The organism is Corallococcus sp. RDP092CA (assembly GCF_041903675.1).
Lineage (GTDB): Bacteria > Myxococcota > Myxococcia > Myxococcales > Myxococcaceae > Corallococcus.
In genome coordinates, this window is sequence record NZ_JAYESI010000005.1 from 317586 (window position 1) to 335508 (window position 17923).

Consider the following 17923-nt stretch of genomic DNA (forward strand, 5'->3'; position numbering starts at 1 on the left):
GGCTACGGCAGCCGGGTGATGCGGTCCAGCGTCGGGGCCGACAGCGGCGAGGCCTCCGAGCTGTGCGCGGCGAGGTACGCCTCCAGCGCGTCCGAGTCCACCGCGCCGCCCAGCGGGTTCGTGCCCTCCGTCAGGACGCTGAAGCCGTCGCCGCCGGGGGCGAGGAAGCTGTTCACGGTCACGCGGTAGGTGGCGGCCGGGTCCACGGTCGTCCCGTTGAGCTGGATGCTGGCGGGGTCCACCTTGGCGCCCGCGGGCGCGGACGCGCTGAACGCGTAGGTGAAGCCCGCGGACGGGTGGAGGATGCGGGCGGTGGTGGCGTCGGGCCACTGCTGCTCCAGCAGGCGCTCGAGCTGCGCGCCCGTCAGCGTCAGGGTGACCAGGCTGTTGCCGAAGGGCTGCACGGTGAAGGACTCGCCGTAGGTGACGGCGCCCTTGTCGCTGGGGTCGGCGGGGTCGCGCACCAGGTCCGCGCGCACGCCGCCCGGGTTCATGAAGGCAATCTGGGCGCCGCCCAGGTTCGCGGGCCGGGTGGCCTCCAACTGCGCGTCCGCGATGACGAAGCCCATGGTGGACTGGCCGGTGGGGTCCGTCTGGAGGTTTCCGCGCGTGAGCGTCTGGTCGATCCACCCGATGACGCGGTTCTCCAGCGGCGCGCTGATGCCCTTGTAGCGGGTGATGAGCTCCGTGACCTCCGGGTCGGGCGTCACCGTGCGGGTGACGATGACGTTCTGGGCCCGCGCCTTCACGACCTGGCCCGTGGTGGCGTCCAGCGTCAGGTCGATGTCCGTGACGAGCCGGCCCACCGACGCGGCGCTGGTGACCAGCTTGCCGCTCAGCGTGCAGTTGTAGGCGTTGTGCGTGTGGCCGCTGACGATGACGCTCACGGCCGGGTCCAGCCGCGCCGCGATGTCCACGATGGCGCCGGTGATGCCCTTGCACTCGTCGTAGAGCGAGTCGGCGGCGGGGACGCCGCCCTCGTGCACGATGACGACGAGGGCGTTCACGCCCTGCGACTTCAGCTCCGGGACGAGCGCGTTGACCGTCTCCACCTCGTCCTTGAACTCCAGGCCCCGGATGCCCGTGGGGGTGACGATGTCGGGCGTGCCCTCCAGGGTCATGCCGATGAAGGCCACCTTCACGCCCTCGAAGGCGCGCACGTCGTAGCGTGGGAAGAGGGTGCTGTCGGCGCCGGTGGCGACGTTGGCCGCGAGGAACTTGAACTTCGCGCCGGAGAAGCCGGTGCCGTCCTGGCAGCCGTCCACCGGGTGGCAGCCACCGGACTGCATGCGCAGCAGCTCCGTGCCGCCCTCGTCGAACTCGTGGTTGCCCACGGCGCTCAGGTCCAGGCCGATGTCGTTCATGGCCTCGATGGTGGGCTCGTCGTGGAAGAGCGCGGAGAGCAGCGGCGTGGCGCCGATGAGGTCACCGGCGGACACCACGATGGAGTTCGGGTTCTTCGCGCGCAGGTCCGCGATGTAGCGGGCGAGGTACACGGCGCCGCCCGCGTTCACGCGGCTGCTGGTGTCCACGCCGCCGTCCGGCAGCAGCGCCTGGGCAATCTGTCCGCCGCTGCCGGCCGCGGGCTCCAACTGCCCGTGGAAGTCGTTGAAGGCGATGATCTTCAGGGCGACGGTGCTACCGCCGTCCCCGGCGCCCGCGTCCTCCGTGCCCGTGCCGGCGTCGTTGTCGCCGGTGCCCGCGTCGTCGTCGCCGGGCGGGGGCTGGAGGGTGACGGCCTTGCAGACGTGGTCCACGCAGGTCCAGCCCTGGCCTTCCGGCGCGGAGTGCTGCTCCTGGCAGTCGAAGGCGTTGGTGCACTCGTCGCTGCCGCAGCCGCCGTGGACCGCGAGCAGCAGGCCGGTGACGAAGGCTCCGGCGAGGAGGAAGACGCTGGGGCGCGCGACTTCACGCGCGCGGGGGACGGGAGGCTGCATCGAGACGGCTCCTGGGACTGGGACGCGATGGGCACGACGTGGCCGGAGACCCTGGCATCGTCTGATGGCGCGGGTGTGAGGGCCGGGTTCCGAATGGGTGTCGGCCCGGTGGATGTGACCTGCCCGATACCCGTCGCGGGCTCAGGCGCCGACGGGCTCCCGGCACATCACCAGCTCCGCGCCGCCGCCCACGGTGCCCCAGAGCACGGCCTCCTGGTCGAACAGGCGGCCGATGCGCAGGGCCTCGTCGCGGGACAGGCCGGGGACGAAGAGGCTCTCCTCGAACCAGCGCCGGTCCTCCGCCACGCCCACCGCGGACACGGCCACGTGGCCCCGACCTCCGAGCAGCGCGAGCAGGCGTTGCTGGAGGCGCGCGTTGGCGCGGGGCGGGCGCGGGTGCGCGTGGGGATTCCACGCGGTGACGAAGGCCCAGGTGCTGAAGCCGTGCGCGCTGAGCGCCGCGTCGAGCGCCGGGTGCGCCGCGCCCACGCGCAGCACGTGCTTGCGGTCTCCGACGAGCGGGTGCGGGCGCACGACGTAGCCCGTGGCCTCGAAGGCCGCGTGCAGCGTGGCGCGCCGCGCGTCACTCATCCGGAGTCGCGACCGCCGGTCCCGCGCCTTGCGGAGGCGAGACCGGGGTGTCCGCCGCTGGCGGGGCTGGCGGAGCCGCGACCTTCGTCCCCGTGCCTTGCGGCGCCGACGGAGGGGTCGCGCCCGGCGGCGCGGCTTGTGGCTTCGCGGTCTGCGTGCCCGGGCCCGGCGGGCTCACGGTCGCGGGGGCTGGCCGCAGCGGCAGCGCCGGGTGCCCTTCCCGCAGCTCGGGCGGAACCTGGCTGGCCACGATGGGCGCCTCCTCCGCCGTCTTCCACGGGCGCTCCGGCCACCATTGTTCGATGGGCGGCGGCGCCAGCGCGAGGAGGTCCTGCCCGGGCCTCGGCGCGGCGATGCCCACGCCGTCGTGCTTCGCGGCCACCAGCGAGCGCTCGATGGGCTCCGTCCAGGCGTGGTACGCCAGCGTCACCAGGCCCCAGTGCACCGGCAGCATCAGCCGGCCCTGCACCAGCCGGTGGGCCAGCACCGCCTGCTCCGGCCCCAGGTGCCAGTCCGGCCAGCCCGCGCCGTACTGGCCCGCTTCGATCATCGTCAAATCGAACGGCCCCAGCTTCGCGCCAATCTCCTCCATGGCGGGGAACAGGCCCGTGTCGCCGGAGTAGTAGACGCGGTGCTGGGGCCCCACCAGCGCCCAGCCCGCCCACAGCGTCCTGTTCTGTTGCAGGAACCGGCCCGACGCATGGCGCGCGGGCGTGCACACGATGTCCAGCCCCTTCACCTTCGTGCGCTCCCACCAGTCCAGCTCCACGATGCGGTTGGCCGGCACGCCCCAGTACTCCAGGTGCGCGCCCACGCCCAGCGGCACCACGAACGTGGTGTCCCAGTCCTTCATCGCCTCGATGGTGGCGAAGTCCAGGTGGTCGTAGTGGTCGTGCGAGATCACCACCGCGTCGATGGGCGGCAGCGCGTCCAGCGCGATGGGCGCCGGGTACCAGCGCTTGGGGCCAATCCACCCGAGCGGCGACGTGCGCTCGCCCCACACGGGGTCCGTGAGCACGCGGTGCCCGTCCACCTCCACCAGCGTGGACGAGTGCCCCATCCAGGTGACGCGCAGCCCGTCCTCGGGCGGCGTCGCGAAGCGCTTCGGGTCGATGCGGTCCACCACCACCGGCATCCGGGGCGAGCTGTCCGGGCTCGAATGGAACAGGTCCGACAGCGTCCGCTCCCAGTTGTTCTGGATGGGCTGCGGGTTCTCGAACCCGCCGTCCTGCCACTGCGGCGAGCGCACCATCCGCGCCAGCCGCGCCCCTTCCGCCCCCTTGCCGAACGCGCGCCACCCGTCGATGACGACCACCAGCAAGAAGGCGCCGAGCAAGAGCAGGCCCCACCCGCACAGGCGCAGCAGCCTGCCGCCCAGCGAGGGCCGCTGGGCATGGGAGGGAAAGGCCGTGCGGAAGGCCTTCTGGCGGGCCTTGTCCGCGGCCCGCGAGCGTCCGGCGTTGATCCCCATCCCCGGACCCTGATGGGTCCGGTGTCCCAGTGTCAATGGGGAGACGTCCCGCGACGCCCCGGTTTTCCCTGACTCCAGCGGCGTCGAGCCCGACCCGTGGCCGTTTCGCGCGCGGCGGGGTCAGGACTCCGGCGGGACGACCTTGAATCCGCGCTGGAGCAGCGGGGCCAGCCGGTCCGTGAGGTCCCACGCCTCCACCAGCCGGCCGTCGCGCAGCCGGTAGAGCGAGTCCCCATGGAACGTGAGCGGCTGGGCGCCGCCGTCCGCGGTGGGCGGGCCCTGGGGGGCCGTGCCCGTCGCGCGCCAGCGCACCATCACCCAGTCGCCCTCCGCCATCACGTGGAGCAGCTCGAACCGCAGGTCGGGGAAGAGGGTGAACCCCTGCTCCGCCTGCGTGCGCACCACCTCCGGGCCGCGCAGGTCCTGGGGCGCGCCCTCGGAGCGGTCCACGAAGTCGGGCGCGACGTACTCCGGGAGGCGCTCCAGGCGCTTCTGGTTGTAGATCTCCTCGGTGAACAGGCGGGTGCGCTCCTTGTTGGCCGCACCCACCTGCCGGGCCCGCTCCGCCGGAGACACCGCCGCGCAACCGGTCAGTCCCACGAGCCCCAGCACCACCCACGACACACAGGTCCTCATGACGCGCGGGAATCTGCCGGGCCCGCCCTGGCGCTGTCAGCGGCCGCGTCGTCGAACCGTTCACCGCCGGGCGCCAGCCGCCCCAGCCCGATGGGCGCCGCCAGGCACGTGTCGGGGATCCCGAACGCGTCCACCAGCCCCACGGCGTCCGGCCGCAGCTCCTCGCACAGCTTCACGCGCTCCTTGCGGATGGCCTGGGCCTTGGGGGCCGTGAGCCAGCCGTGCTCCAGGAACCAGCCGCTGGCGGACTCGATGCAGGACAGGCCGAAGAGGTCCGCCATGAGCCCCAGCACCGGCTTGAGGGACTCGTCCTTCACCGCCGCCACGCCGCGCAGGAACTGCTCCAGCACGATGCGCTCCACGCTCGCGTGCGCCAGGGCCAGGAGGTGCGCCTGCACCTGGTTGAAGGCGGCGAAGGCCTCCACGCCCGCGGTGAGGCGCTTGCGGATGCGCTTGGACACCGACGCGAGCAGGGCCTCCTCGCGGAAGCGCAGGGCGCGCAGCTGGAAGTCGCTGTCGCGCAGGTGGTCCGAGTCCGTGCGCCGGCCGGCGATGGGGTTTCTATCCGTGAGCACCGTGGTGGCCTGGTCCACGAGGAGGCGCAGGACGGCGAAGACGCGGTCGTCCTCGAAGCGCTGGCGGTAGCCCGTGAGCAGGCCCTTGGCCACCAACTGCATGAGCACGGTGTTGTCGCCCTCGAAGGTGGTGAACACGTCCGTGTCCGCCTTGAGCGACGCGAGCCGGTTCGCGGTGAGGTAGCCCTGGCCGCCGCACGCCTCGCGGCACTCTTGAAGGGTGGCGGTGGCGTTCCACGACGCGTAGGCCTTGAGGCCCGCGGCCAGCGCCTCCACCTCGCGCGCGTCGTCCTCCGTGCGGTGGACGTAGCGGTCCACCAGGTACTCCAGCGCGAAGTCCACCGCGTACGCCTTGGCCACGAGCGGCAGCAGCCGCAGCTGGTGCACCTGGTGGTCCAGCAGGCGCACCTCGGGTGCGCCCTGGGGGCCGAACTGGCGGCGCAGGTCGCCGTAGCGCACGGCGATGGTCAGCGCGCTCTTGGTCGCGCTCAGGGACGCGCACGCCACGCTCACGCGGCCCGCCACCAGCGCGCCCAGCATGGTGAAGAAGCGCTTGGAGTCGCCGGTGATGGAGGAGGTGTACTCGCCGGCCTCCGTCACCTGCCCGTAGCGGTCGAGCAGGTTCTCGCGCGGCACGCGCACGTGGTCGAACCACAGCCGGCCGTTGTCCATGCCGTTGAGGCCCATCTTCTCGCCGCAGTCCTCGATGCGGATGCCCGGCAGGACCCTGCCGTGCTCATCGCGCAGCGGGACGAGCAGCGCGTGCACGCCCAGCCGCTCCCCGTCCACCTCCAGCTGCGCGAACACGGTGGCGATGCGCGCGTGGCGGGCGGCGTTGCCGATCCACTCCTTGCGAGCGGTCTCCGACGGCGTGTGGAGGATGAACTCGCGCGTGGCCGCGTCGTAGCGGGCCACCGTCTCGCAGTCGCGGACGTTGGAGCCGTGGCCCAGCTCGCTCATCGCGAAGCAGCCGGGCAGCTCCAGCGTGGCCACCCCGGGCAGGTACTGCTGGTGGTGCCGCTTCGTGCCGAGGAACAGGATGCTGGAGCCGAACAGGCCGAAGTGCACGCCCGCCTTGATGACGAGGCTCAGGTCGAAGAAGGCCATCGTCTCGAAGGCGGCGATGAAGGCGCCCAGGTCCCCGCCGCCCTCGCGCCCCTTGGGGTAGGCGAGCAGGCCCAGGCCGTCATGGGCCAGGTGCTTGAGCCAGTCGAAGACCTGCTCGCGGTAGGCGGTGGTGGTGAGCCCTTCCTTGTAGCGGAAGTCCGCGTCCTCCAGCCAGCCGCGCACCTGCTGGCGGACGTTGGCGTAGGTGCGGTCCAGCACGGCCGTCATCGCCGCGGGGTCGAACGAGGCCGTGTGCGAGCGGGGCTCCGCCCGCGGGACGCGCGACGCCCTGGGCACCAGCGAGCGCACCGCTTCCTTTCCATCCACGCCCAGGGTGGCCTCGATGGAGGCGAGGGCCCTGGCCAGCTCCACCGGGGAGATGCTCAGGGGCGCCTCACCCGCGAGCGCCTGGGCCAGCTGCACGCCCAGCTCCGCCAGGTTCTGCTGCTGGCTGCTGGCCAGCTGCTCCGCGGTGGCGCGGATGTGCTCGCGCACGATGGCGAGCTCGCGGGGCGGCGGCGGACGCAGCGGATCCACCCAGAGGGCCAGGACGGAGCTGGACTTGAGGTCCAGCCAGGGCTGGGAGCGGGCGGCGGCGCCCAGGGCCCGGAGCTCGTCGCCGGTCAGCTCGCCGTCCGTCCAGGCGATGTAGAGCATGGGGACCAGCGGCGCGAGGCTGGACAGGGCCAGGAGCTCCCGGGCGGAGGGGCGGGAAGGGGCGTCGAGCATGCGGGTCTCTCCAGGCGACGGAACGAAAAGACGGCAGTGTCATCACCCGGGCCCGGCACGGCAACGGTGGAATCCGGTCCTGTTCACCGCGTGGACGTCAGCCCCTCGGGGGCAAGCGGTCCCACGGGAGGGCCCCCGTCGGTTTTCGTTGAACGAAGGGGGGCTCGGGGGGAGCGGTAGGTCGCGTTCACGGCGCCGGCAGGCGGGCGGGCGGTGGCTGCCGCAGCCCGGCGTTCCTAGCTTGTGGGTGCCATGAGCGAGCTGATGGACGAGCTGCTGCCCCAGCCGGGAGCCCACGGGTTCGACGGCGGCGACGAGACGCGCAAGCACGAGATGCAGGGGCCGTTCGAGCTGCCACCGGGGCCGGAGGGCTTCTCCTTCGCGCTCTACCAGTCCACGGGCGTGGGGCTGTCGCCGGGGCACCGGATGCACCTGCTGGAGAACAGCCAGGTCTTCGACCGGATGTTGGAGGACATCCGCGCGGCGAGGCACAGCGTGCACATGCTCGTCTACATCTGGCGGCCGTGTGAGCTGTCGGACCGGTTCGTGGAGGCGCTGACGGAGCGCTCGCGCGCGGGCGTGCAGTGCCGCGTGGTGGTGGACCCCGTGGGCAGCGAGGAGACGTCGGGGGACAAGGACTTCGACCAGCAGATTGAAGGCCGGCTGACGGACGCGGGCGTGGAGGTGCATTACTACCGGCTGCTCGCGGGCAAGGTGCTGGGACGGCTGCTCGGCCGGTCGCACCAGAAGCTGGTCGTGGTGGACGGGCGCATCGCGTACACGGGCGGCTTCGGCATCTGGAAGGTGTGGGAGTGGGAGGGGCTGAAGCAGGACAACTGGCGGGACACGCACCTCCGCGTGGAGGGGCCGGAGGTGCGGCGCATCCAGGTGACGTTCGCCAAGCATTGGCAGGAGTCCGGCGGAGGCCTGCTGCCGCGCGAGTGCTTCCCGGAGCTGGAGGCGGGCGGCGGCGGGTGCGCGGCGTTCATCGACAGCTCCGGGCGGTTGGGCATCACCGAGGCGGAGCGGATGGTGCGGCTGGTGGTGGCGGCGGCGACGAAGCGGCTGTGGATCTCCAACGCGTACTTCACGCCGCCCAACGACATCCTGGAGCAGCTGGAGGTGAAGGTCCGGCGGGGCGTGGACGTGCGGGTGATGGGGCCGGGGCCGCATCACGACGTGCCGGTGGTGCGCGCGTCGCAGCGGTCCACGTATGAGCGATTGCTGGGGGCGGGCGTGCGCATCTGGGAGTACCAGCCGGCGATGCTGCACTCGAAGACGCTGCTGGTGGACGACTGGCTGTGCGTCGTGGGCTCCACGAACCTGGACTCGCTGTCGCTCAACAAGTTGAGCGAAGGGTCGCTGGTGTTCGAGGACCGGGAGATCGCCGCGAAGCTGGAGGCGTGCTGGGAGAAGGACGCGAGGCACGCGAAGGAGATCTCGCTGGAGAACGGCGGCCGGACGAACCCGTGGCGTCGGTTCGCTCGGAGGGCCACGCAGTGGGCGGGGCACGACCGGTAGGCTTCAGCGGTGGGAGGTGACGCCCACCTGTCGGCAGTAGGGGAGGACGGGGCAGGTGGAGCACCTGGGCCGCGCGCCGGTGCACACGTGCTTGCCGAAGGGGACGAGGAGCCGGTTGAGCTCCACCCAGTAGGGGCGGGGGAGGACGGCTTCGAGCGCGGCGAGGGTGCGCTCCGGGGTGGAGGCGTTCACGTAGCCCCAGCGGTTGGTGACGCGGTGGACGTGGATGTCCACGCTGATGGCCTCATGGCCGCAGGCGATGCCGAGCGCCAGGTGCGCGCACTTGGGGCCCACGCCCTTGAAGGACTGGAGCACGTCCGGATCCGCGGGGAGCTGGCCGTGGAGCTCATCGCGTGTGCGCACGGCGATGGCGTGGACCTGGTGGGCCTTGCCTTCGTGGAAGGTGACGGGGCGGATGAGCGCGTCGATCTCGGCGGGCGTGAGTCGCGCGAGGGCCTCGGGCGTGTGGGCGCGGCTGAGGAGCCGGAGGGCCGCGGGGAGGCTGACCTCATCGAGCGTGCGGATGGAGAGGATGCACGCGATGAGCTGTTCGAAGAGGGAGCCATGGCCCTTCGCGGCCAGCTCGAACATGGCCGCGTCGGCGAAGGCGCGGACCTCGTGGCGCACGCGGCGGAGGACCTCTTCGATGTCGAACGGGAGCTTGTCCAGGGTCGTGTGCGGGAGCGCGGCGTGCGAGGTGCGGGCACTCCGGGCGAGAGGCGCCCGCCGTGGACCTGTCGCCGTCGTGGACCGGGACTGCTTCTTGACCGCCATGCGGGCCTCCTGACCTGGGAAGTTGGGCCCGGAGGGAGTGACTGGCCGGGCGCACTTGCCGGGCCGGTGGGCGGGCGGTCAGGCTTGCTGGGGGATGCGGCAACGCTCCTGCTCAATCGTGTGGAGTCTCCTGGCACTGCTGCTCGCCTGCGCGAGCCCCAGGCTCTATTTCCTGAGCAGCGAGCTGCCTCAGCTGGAGAACGACTCAAGGCTGATTGGCGCTCCTGGTCCCTGGGCTCATCCGGATGTCCCGGTGGTCTACGCGGACATGGGCGCTGTCCCTGGCGACCTGGTGCTACCCGCTCCTGAAATGGAACTTCGAGGGGAAGGTCTCTCTCTGGAGAGAATCGGAGCGAAGATGGCAGTTGGAGGCCCGTTGCGAGCCTTCACCTCCCAGCAGCCTCAGCTCTACCCCTCCACCTCCGAAGTGCTACCCCGATGACGCGGATCCGTAATCTCTCCTGGAGAGGTGCCACGTGCTGAATCGCTGGACGTGGTGGTGGGCCTGGAGGAAGGCGTCTACTTCGTCCGGGTCGACCGGCGGCTCGACCGATGCGGATGGCCCGCGGGGAGCCAGCTGGAGCTCGACCGGTTCGAACTGTACGCCGTGTCGCCCGAGGGCAAGCTCCTCGCGCGGCGCACGTTCATGCCGTAGCGGTCAGGCGGACCGGGTCAGGTTCAGGGCGTACCAGCGGTCGCAGCCGAAGTGGCCGGTGCGGCCCATGGGGGCGCTCAGCGGTTCGAAGCCGACCTTGAGGTAGAGCTTCTGGGCCTGGTCCATGCCCGCCAGCGTCTCCAGGTAGCACTGCCGGAAGCCGGCGCTTCGCGCGAACTCCAGACAGTGTCTCAACAAGCGCTCGCCCAGGCCGTGGCCCCGGGCCTGGGGGAGGAAGTACATCTTTCGCAGCTCGCAGACGTCCGGCGCTCCCCCGTCCAGCGGCGCGATGCCCGCGCCTCCCACCACCTGACCCTCATGCTCCACGACGTAATACACGTGCCGGGGCCGGCTGTAGGCCGCGCTCATCGCGTCCACCTCCGGGTCGTGGATCGCGAACCCCGGACCGTCCGCTCCGAACTCCGGCATCACCGCGCGGATGACCGCCGCCACCGCCGCGTCGTCCCGGGCCTCGATGGGCCTCAACGTCCGTTCCGTGCTCATGGCGCGCACCGTCCCATGACTCCAGCCCGCCGGCCAGCCGCGCCGGGTGTGCACCTGTGCAGCGCCCTGCACAACCGCCACGCGCCCGACGCACCTCCCCAGGTTTCAATCCCGCGCCCTTCCAGGGCATCCTTCGTGGCACGGTCGTTGTAGAGGGGGAAGTCCCATGTACTGTCCTGACTGCCGACAAGAACGCCTGGGGAGCGCGGCCCAGTGCGTCGTCTGTGGCAATCGTCTCGCCGCTCGCGCGCGCTCCGCCATCGAGGCCGAGCTCGCGCACGTCCACTTCCTCCTGGATGAGGTGCGTCGCTGGGACCCCGGCGAGGTGCCGCCCCACGTCGGCCGCCGCCTCGCCGAGCGCTACGAGCGACAGGCCCGCGTCCTTCTCTCCGTCCTCACCGAGACGCCCATCGAGGCGCTGACCTCCGCGCCCGTCGAGCCCCCGCAGGACGCCGTGGTGGCTCCCTCGATGGGAGAGGGCGCCGTTGCCCTCGGTCTCGTGACGCTTCCCTCCGGGGATGCCGCTTCCACCGAGGTCCCGGTTGCGCAAGCCGTGGCCTCCGACGCCGCAGAGGACCTCGTCCCCGCCGCGCACATCGCCGATGCCTCCACCACGGAGGCGCCCGCTGAGCCCGTTGCCGCTGCTGACGCCGCTGCCGTCGCGCAGGTCGCTGCCACTACCTACGTTGCCGCTGCTGACGCCGCTGCCGTCGCGCAGGTCGCTGCCACCACCCACGTTGCCGCAGCTGACGCCGCTGTCCCCGACGCCGCCGCGATCCCCAACGCCGCGGGCGCCACGTTCCACTTCAACTCGCTCGACCTCATCGCGTGCCTCGGCATCGCGTCCCTGTCGGATGGCTCGGCGGCTCGCCGGCTGAACACCTCGCGTGCGCCCGCTGCCTCCCGCGCGCAGGACGCGAACGCATCGCGCGCCTCCGCGGCCCGCCGGCTGCCTCCGAACCCGGCCGAACCGTTCATGGAGCCGCCCGCTCCGAACAGCCGCACCGCCCGACTCATCGAGAAGACCTCCTCGTGGAGCAGCGTGTGGCGGCCGTTCCTCTACGAGAGCATCGCGTGGTTCATCGGCGCGTTCCTCATCCTCTCCGGCACGCTCTACTTCGTCTTTGAGTCCTGGGACGGGATGACGTCCGTCACCCGCTCGCTCACCGTCTTCCTGATGACCGTGGGCTACTCCGTCGGCTTCTCCGTGTGGGGTGGCGTCCTCGCCCGTCGCGACTCCCTGCGCAAGCCGGGTCACATCCTCGGCCTCATCGGCGCCGCCGTGGCCCCGCTCGGTGGCGTCGCGCTGGGCCCCCTGGGCTTCGGTGAGGCCCTCCAACTCGACGGCGTGCGCCCCGTGCTGCTCGTGCCGCTGCTCTTCGTCTGGGCCGGCGCCGCCGCCTGGCTCGCTCGCAAGCCCACCGAGTTCTTCGACGCGCCCTCCCGCCCGTTCATCCAGCTGGGCCTCGTTGGCGCCACGCTCATCATGGGCCTGGCTCCCCTGGCCGCGCGCATGGGCGCCCCGGCGGTGTGGCTCAACGCCCTGCCGTGCGTCCTCTTCTTCCTGCTGTCGAGCAAGGCCCCCACCACGCCTCGCAAGAGCAGGGTGCTCGCCTTCGCGCTCGCCGCGCCGCTGTACCTCACCGCGCTGTTCGCCATCCGCCTGCACCTGGGGCTGAGCGCCGCGGGCGTCTCCGTCCCTCCTGGGACCTACGCGCCGTTCGCCGCCTTCCTGCTCGCCACCTGCCTGCGCTTCCGCACGCTCGACGTGAAGCGCGCAGCGGATCCGCTCGCGGTCGTCACCATCGCGCTCCAGGTGGCCTGCCTCGCGGGCGCCATCGTCGGCACCAGGCCCGCCTTCTTCTTCACCGCCGCCATCTTCACCGGCACGCTCGTGTCGCTGTCTCGCGGCCCCGTGAGCCGGCTGCCGTGGCTCTACCCGGCGTATGCGGGCGCCTACTTCAGCTATGCGTCCAGCGCGCAGTTGATCCCGCACGCCCTCACCCTGCTCATCAACGCCATCAAGACGCGCATGGGCTACCCGCCCGCGGCGCCGCTGCCCTTCCAGTACGGCGCGCTGACGGCGCTTCCCTTCGTGCTCGCGGGGCTGGTGCTCGCGTTCTTCTGCCAGAAGCGCGGCGAGCGCACCGGGGACGCGCGCTCCCTGGGGATCGCGGACGTGCTGCTGCGCGCCACCACCTGGGCCGCGCCCGCGTTCGCGCTCTACTCACACCTGGGGCCCGACTCGCGGCCCTCCTTCACCGCCACGCTCGCCCTGGCCGTGATGTCCCTGGGCGCGGGCCTGCTGTTCAAGCGCTTCCCGCTGTCCGCGGTGGGCTCGGTGCTCTTCGGCGTGCTGCCCTTCAGCGCCCTCCGCGTCTACGGCGCGGGCCCCGCGTCCGTCGTGGCGGGCGTCCTGGCGCTGGGCCTGGCGGGGGTCGCCTGGCGCCTCGTGGACGAGCGCACGCGGCGCTTCGTCTCCGCTGTCGCCGGCGTCATCGCGACGTGCGGATTCGCCATCGCGCTCGGAACGTCTCCCGTCGCCGCGCCCGTCGTGGGCATGACGCTGGGGAGCGCGGGCGTCCTGCTGGCCGCCCTCCGGCTGCGCGACGAGCGCTTCCTGGCCTACGGTGCCTTCCTCGCGGGCGCCATCCTGCCGAAGCTCGCCGGGGCCCACTCCACGCAGGCGCTGCTCGCGGCGATGGTGGGCGGCTCGCTGGCGCTGGCGCTCCTGGGCGAGCGCGGCGGCCTGCTCAAGCGCTTCGGCGTGCCGGGCCTCCTGTACGCGGTGCTCGCGGTGCTGTGGGGCCTGGTCGACCGGACCTTCATGGGGCCCGTGCTGCTCACCGCCGCCGCGACGGTGGCGGTGGCCTCCCGCACCTTCCCGGGCGTGCGGCCGCTCGCGGTCGTGCTCGTGGGCTTCGCGCTCCTGCCGGACGTGCCGCGCCTCTACACCGCGTGGGGGATGTCGCCGGGGCTGTCGCTGGCGCTGCTCATCGCGGGCTCGCTCCTGGGCTCCGTCGTCGCCGCTCGCAAGGGCCGCGGCGGGAGCACCACCGCCGCGGGCATCCTCGCGCTCGTCCTGCCGCTGGTGCCGGTGGTCCTGGCCCGCTCCAGTGACCGCTCCCTGTTCCTGCTGGGCGCGGCGTTGGCGGCGCTCTTCACCGCCCGCACGCTGCCCGTGACGCTGGGGCTGACGCTGGCCACCCTCGAGGCCACCGTCGCGGTGCACACGGCCGGCCCGCTGGCCCTGCTGGGGCTCGCCGCGTTCTTCAGCATCCTGGCGCTCCTGGACGACGTGCCCGCCGTGAAGCGCATCGCCACGGGCTGCGCGTCCTTCCGCGTGGCCTCCACGCTGTGCGCGATGGCGGTGATGGTGGACTCCGCCATGTCCTGGCACGGGCACGTGGGGAGCGGCGCCGTCCCGCTCGCGCTCATCGGGCCCGCGCTGCTGCCGCTGCTGTGGACGCGCTCGCTGCGCCAGCCCTTCGCCGCGGCGCTGATGGTGCTCTACGGCGTGCTGACGCTGACGGCCTGGAGTTCGCCGCCCCCGTGGATCGCGCTGCTGCCGCTCTTCCCGCTGCTCGTGGTCCGCGCCGTGGAGCACGTGCCCGCCGTGGCCTCGCTGCTCCTGCTCTCGCGCGAGGAGGGCCCGCGCCACGAGCTGTCCAAGTGGATGCAGGTGGCGGTCGCGAGCCTGGGCGTATTGGTGCTGGTGTTCCCGGAGCAGGCGCTGGGGCAGCGCACGGCCCTCTGCTGCGCCATCGCGCTGGTGCCCATGACGGGCCCGCGGCCCTCCATCCGCGTCATCGTCGCGTCCCTGTTGCTGCTGTTCATCCCGGACGCGCGGCCCTGGGCCACCGGCCTGCTGCTGGCCCTGGCGCTGGCGGAGCACCACGCGCCCCGGTCCCTGGCCGCCTTCTTCTGCGGCCCGCGCGACATGGCGCTGCGCGCGTGCGCCACGGGCTCGGCCCTGGGCGTGGCGGCGATCTCCACGCTGGTGTCGCCGACGCCGAGCGCGCTGGCCGTGCTGGGCGCGGTGCTGCTGATGTCTGCGTTCCTGCTGTCGCAGCGCTGGCTGCTCACGGCGGCGGTGGCGGCGTTCGCGCTGGCGCCGCTGGGCCAGACGGCGGACCTGCCGGTGGGGGTGTGGCGTCCGGAGGGGGCGCTGCTCGTCGCGGCCGTGGGCCTGGCCTCCGCGCTGCTCTCCGCGCTGTGCCAGTCCGGCGCCGTGCAGCGCGCGCTCACGAACCTCACCTCGCGCCTGACGCCCGGCATCGAGGGCACGTGGAGCGAGCCGCTGTGGGCCGGCGGCGCCGGCACGGTGGCGCTGCTCGTGGGCCTGCGGTGGGTGGACGCGGGGCCGGGCGCGCTGCCCCTGCCGGTGGCGCTGGTCGCGGGCGCCGCGTCGCTCACGCTGATGGCGACGCGCGAGCGCTGGATGATGAACGGCGCCACGGCGCTGCTCGGCCTGGTGCTGGTCGCCGCCGTGCCGCCGCTGTGGGCGCCGGCGGTGGTGGCGGGCACGGGCCTGCTGCTGGCCGTCGCGGGCTTCGCGCTGGACAGGCGCGGCGTGGAGGTGGGCGCGGCCCTGCACCATGGCGGCGCGGTGCTGGCGCTGCTGTCGCTCGCGGGCCTGCGCTCGCTCACGCATCCGGGCATGCCGCTGTGCGTGTGCTTCACGTGGGCCACGGCGTGGGTGGTGGTGCTGCGCCGCCGCGACCGCGAGTGGCTGGGGTGGCTGGCGTCCCTCTTCGCCGTGCACGCCTTCATCCTCTCCTACGCCGCGACGCACTCCACCGGCCGGGGCGCGGAGTTCATCCTCCCGTACTTCGGCGCGGCGACGTCGCTGCTCGCCACGCTGGTGCTGTCCGTGGCGGGCAAGGCGGTGCGCGGGCGCATGGGGCGCGCGTTCTCCATCATCGCGCTCACGGAGGTGCTGCTCGCGGTGCTGGCGGTGCGCCTGCCGGGCGGCGCGGCGCGCGAGGCGTGGGTGGCGTGCGGCGGGCTCGGCGTCCTGCTGTTCGCCCTGGTGCGCCACGCGGCGCGCGAGGAGGACGAGGCCGCCGCGTGGCTCGCGCAGGCGGCCGTGGCGATGGGCTACTTCTGCGCGCGCTTCATCGGCCTGGGCGCGAGCCCCGACGCCGCGGACAGCCTGGTCTCCATCCTCGGTGGCGCGGCCTTCACCGGCCTGTACCTCTTCGTGCGGCGCGAGGGCGCGGGCCGCCAGGCGTTCCGCCGTCCCGCGGTGGCGGGCGCGTGGCTCTTCCCGCTGGCGGGCCTGCTGACGGTGCCGTGGAGCCAGCCGTTCGTGGCGGTGGCGCTGCTCGTGGGCTACGCGGCGCACTTCGCGGCGCTCGGGGCGCTGACGCAGCGGAAGGGGCTCGCGTCGCTGATGTCCGTCGCGGCCTTCAACACGGCGCTGTACTTCGTCTGGCTGGGCACCGGCTCCGGCGAGCCGCAGTACTACGCCATCCCCGCGGGCCTCTCCCTGCTCCTGCTCCTGCGCGTCTTCCGCCGGAGCCTGCCGCGGGATGCCTACGCGCAGCTGCGCGCCCTGGCGGTGACGGGCATCTACGTGGCGGGCGCGTGGAAGCCCCTGCTCTTCAACGACGGCGGGGCGATGCTCCTGTGCGTGTTCCTCTGCCTGGTGGGCGTGGGGGCGGGCATCGCGCTACGGATCCGTTCCTACGTGTACCTGGGCTCGGCGTTCCTGGTGACGGCGGTGGCCGCCAACCTGGTGCGCTTCGGCATGCGCGACCACCGCGTGGGCGCCGCGTTCCTGTCGCTGCTGGGCTTGATGGTGGTGGGATTCATGGTGACCCTCAGCGCCCACCGGGCTACCCTGCTCCAGAAGTACGCCCGGGTGCGCGACCTGCTCGCGACCTGGGAGGGATGATCCCTGTTTTGAAGTAAAACGATTCCAGGGTTGAATGCGCCCGCTTTCACCCCCGGAGGACTGGTTGCTGCTGCGCTGTTCGTCGCTCGTCGCCCTGCTGTCGCTGGGCTGCCTGGTGGGTTGTGCGCATGTCCCGGACGCCGCGCCCCGCGTGGCGGTGGAGGTTCCGGGCTCGGCGGCCCGTATGTCGTCCCCGGTTGGAGCACCCAGCGTCGCGCCGGTGGGCGCGGAGGGCGCACTTGGGGTGAAGGCCGAAGCACCCCCACCGCTGGCCTTCGTGACGCCAGAGGGCAGCGAGGGGCTGGCGGCACTGCTGGACGCGGAGCCGCACGCGGTGCCGGAGGAGGCGGGCGTCATCGCGGCGGCGCTGGAGGCCGCGGCGCTCCTCACCGGGCCCACGCAGGGACCGGGCGGCTTCTGGGACGAGCTGCTGCCGCCGCCGTCGAAGCTGGCGCGCGGCATCGTGGCGCGCGCGGCGCAGCTGGTGGGCTCGCGGCGGTTGGACCGCTCGGTGCCCAATGATTGTTCGGGGCTGGTGCGGCTGGCGTACCTGCAGGCCGGCATCGACCTGGTGGCGCACGGCTTCCTCGCGGGCGAGAACGCGGTGACGGGCATCTTCCGCCGCGCGCAGGCCGCCGGCGCGGTGCACCGGTTGAACCCGCGCCCGGGCGACCTGGCGTTCTTCAAGGAGACCTACGACCGCAACCGCGACGGCAAGCGCAACGACGGCATGACGCACATCGCGGTCGTGGAGTCCGTGGCGCCGGATGGCACCGTGACGTTCATCCACCGGGGCGGCAAGGGCGTGGCGCGCAGCCGCATGAACCTGGCGTTCCCCACGGTGCACCGGCTGAGCTCCGGCGCGCTGCTCAATGATTTCATCCGACCGGCGAGCAAGGGGATGCGCGCGTACCTCGCGGGTGAGCTGTTCGTCGCGTTCGCCTCGCCTGGAGGTTTGTAGTCTCACCGCAGTCGCAAAGGCATACGGAGCGCGGGTTTGAATCCCCGCGCGGGTGTGGCGTCATTCCGCGCATGAGACTGCCCCTGCTCCTGGGATGCCTGTTGTTGTCGTCCGGATGCATCGTGGCGGAGACGCGTCCTTCGCGGCCGCCTCCAAGGCCGCCGCCGCACCGGGTGGCGATGCGCTACGACGAAGCCGTGCGCCGCGGGTTCGACCAGTGCCGCTCTCGCGGCTACCGCTGTGAGTTGCAGGACGCGCGCCTCACCGGCAACAACGTGTGGAAGGTGCGGATGCGCGTGGATGGCCGGGGCGAGAAGGGCCACCTGTTCCTGGACTACGACGCGTTCTCGCGCGACCTCATCAGCGTGAACGACAAGGTCCGCGACGACTGGTACGGCCCGGGGCGCGGCAGGAAGGGCCACGCGCACCGGGACGACTGAGATGCCGTGAGTCTCAGTCAACCGTTTGCGCATGGGGAGGGGTTCGGGGAGGGGGCTGTCGGCAGCAGCGGGGTGAAGGGCTTGCGACGCTTGGCGACGGAGTAGACGGCGGCCAGCAGCTTG

General features: G+C 72.5%; 12 protein-coding genes. 5 read left to right on the forward strand and 7 right to left on the reverse strand.

Annotation, left to right across the window (positions count from 1 at the left end; all coding sequences use genetic code 11):
- Positions 1 to 2: 2 nt before the first annotated feature.
- The 5 genes from U8525_RS08830 to U8525_RS08850 all read right to left on the reverse strand — a co-directional run bounded on the left by U8525_RS08830 (position 3) and on the right by U8525_RS08850 (position 7046).
- A complete protein-coding gene (locus tag U8525_RS08830) occupies positions 3 to 1937 on the reverse strand; it encodes a bifunctional UDP-sugar hydrolase/5'-nucleotidase (protein WP_374263672.1) in 1935 nt (644 codons plus the stop codon).
- A 141-nt stretch (positions 1938 to 2078) separates the two neighbouring features.
- Positions 2079 to 2528, reverse strand: coding sequence for a DUF3293 domain-containing protein (locus U8525_RS08835; protein WP_374263674.1), 450 nt, complete (start codon positions 2526 to 2528; stop codon positions 2079 to 2081).
- Complete coding sequence (locus U8525_RS08840) at positions 2521 to 3999, reverse strand: MBL fold metallo-hydrolase (protein ID WP_374263676.1); 1479 nt, start codon at positions 3997 to 3999, stop codon at positions 2521 to 2523. Before U8525_RS08840 ends, U8525_RS08835 begins: the two co-directional genes overlap by 8 nt.
- Before the next feature lie 120 nt (positions 4000 to 4119).
- On the reverse strand, positions 4120 to 4635 hold the full coding sequence (locus tag U8525_RS08845) for an ester cyclase (RefSeq protein ID WP_374263678.1): 516 nt from the start codon (positions 4633 to 4635) through the stop codon (positions 4120 to 4122).
- Positions 4632 to 7046: an acyl-CoA dehydrogenase gene (locus tag U8525_RS08850; protein WP_374263680.1), complete on the reverse strand. Its 2415-nt coding sequence runs from the start codon at positions 7044 to 7046 to the stop codon at positions 4632 to 4634. Before U8525_RS08850 ends, U8525_RS08845 begins: the two co-directional genes overlap by 4 nt.
- Positions 7047 to 7298: 252 nt before the next feature.
- Here U8525_RS08850 and U8525_RS08855 point away from each other — a divergent pair, with 252 nt between their 5' ends.
- Positions 7299 to 8567 (forward strand): phosphatidylserine/phosphatidylglycerophosphate/cardiolipin synthase family protein, encoded by a 1269-nt coding sequence (locus U8525_RS08855; RefSeq protein WP_374263683.1) that lies wholly within the window; start codon positions 7299 to 7301, stop codon positions 8565 to 8567.
- A gap of 3 nt (positions 8568 to 8570) precedes the next feature.
- On the opposite strand, the gene nth is transcribed toward U8525_RS08855, so the two are convergent.
- The gene (nth, locus tag U8525_RS08860; RefSeq protein ID WP_374263685.1) at positions 8571 to 9341 is read right to left on the reverse strand and encodes an endonuclease III; all 771 of its coding nucleotides are present in this window, start codon (positions 9339 to 9341) and stop codon (positions 8571 to 8573) included.
- Positions 9342 to 9810: 469 nt separating this feature from the next.
- On the opposite strand from nth, the gene U8525_RS08865 reads away from it, so the two are divergent.
- The gene (locus U8525_RS08865; protein WP_374263687.1) at positions 9811 to 9996 is read left to right on the forward strand and encodes a hypothetical protein; all 186 of its coding nucleotides are present in this window, start codon (positions 9811 to 9813) and stop codon (positions 9994 to 9996) included.
- 3 nt (positions 9997 to 9999) lie between these two features.
- Here U8525_RS08865 and U8525_RS08870 read toward each other — a convergent pair whose 3' ends face one another.
- Complete coding sequence (locus U8525_RS08870; protein WP_374263689.1) at positions 10000 to 10500, reverse strand: GNAT family N-acetyltransferase; 501 nt, start codon at positions 10498 to 10500, stop codon at positions 10000 to 10002.
- Between the two features lie 166 nt (positions 10501 to 10666).
- Here U8525_RS08870 and U8525_RS08875 point away from each other — a divergent pair, with 166 nt between their 5' ends.
- The 3 genes from U8525_RS08875 (at position 10667) to U8525_RS08885 (ending at position 17800) form a co-directional block, all read left to right on the forward strand.
- Positions 10667 to 16399 carry a hypothetical protein gene (locus U8525_RS08875; RefSeq protein WP_374263691.1) on the forward strand — a complete coding sequence of 1911 codons (5733 nt, stop codon included), beginning with the start codon at positions 10667 to 10669 and terminating at the stop codon, positions 16397 to 16399.
- 34 nt (positions 16400 to 16433) lie between these two features.
- Positions 16434 to 17360, forward strand: a complete 927-nt coding sequence (locus U8525_RS08880) for a CHAP domain-containing protein (protein WP_374263693.1) — start codon at positions 16434 to 16436, stop codon at positions 17358 to 17360.
- A 71-nt stretch (positions 17361 to 17431) separates the two neighbouring features.
- The gene (locus U8525_RS08885) at positions 17432 to 17800 is read left to right on the forward strand and encodes a hypothetical protein (protein WP_374263695.1); all 369 of its coding nucleotides are present in this window, start codon (positions 17432 to 17434) and stop codon (positions 17798 to 17800) included.
- Positions 17801 to 17923: the final 123 nt, after the last annotated feature.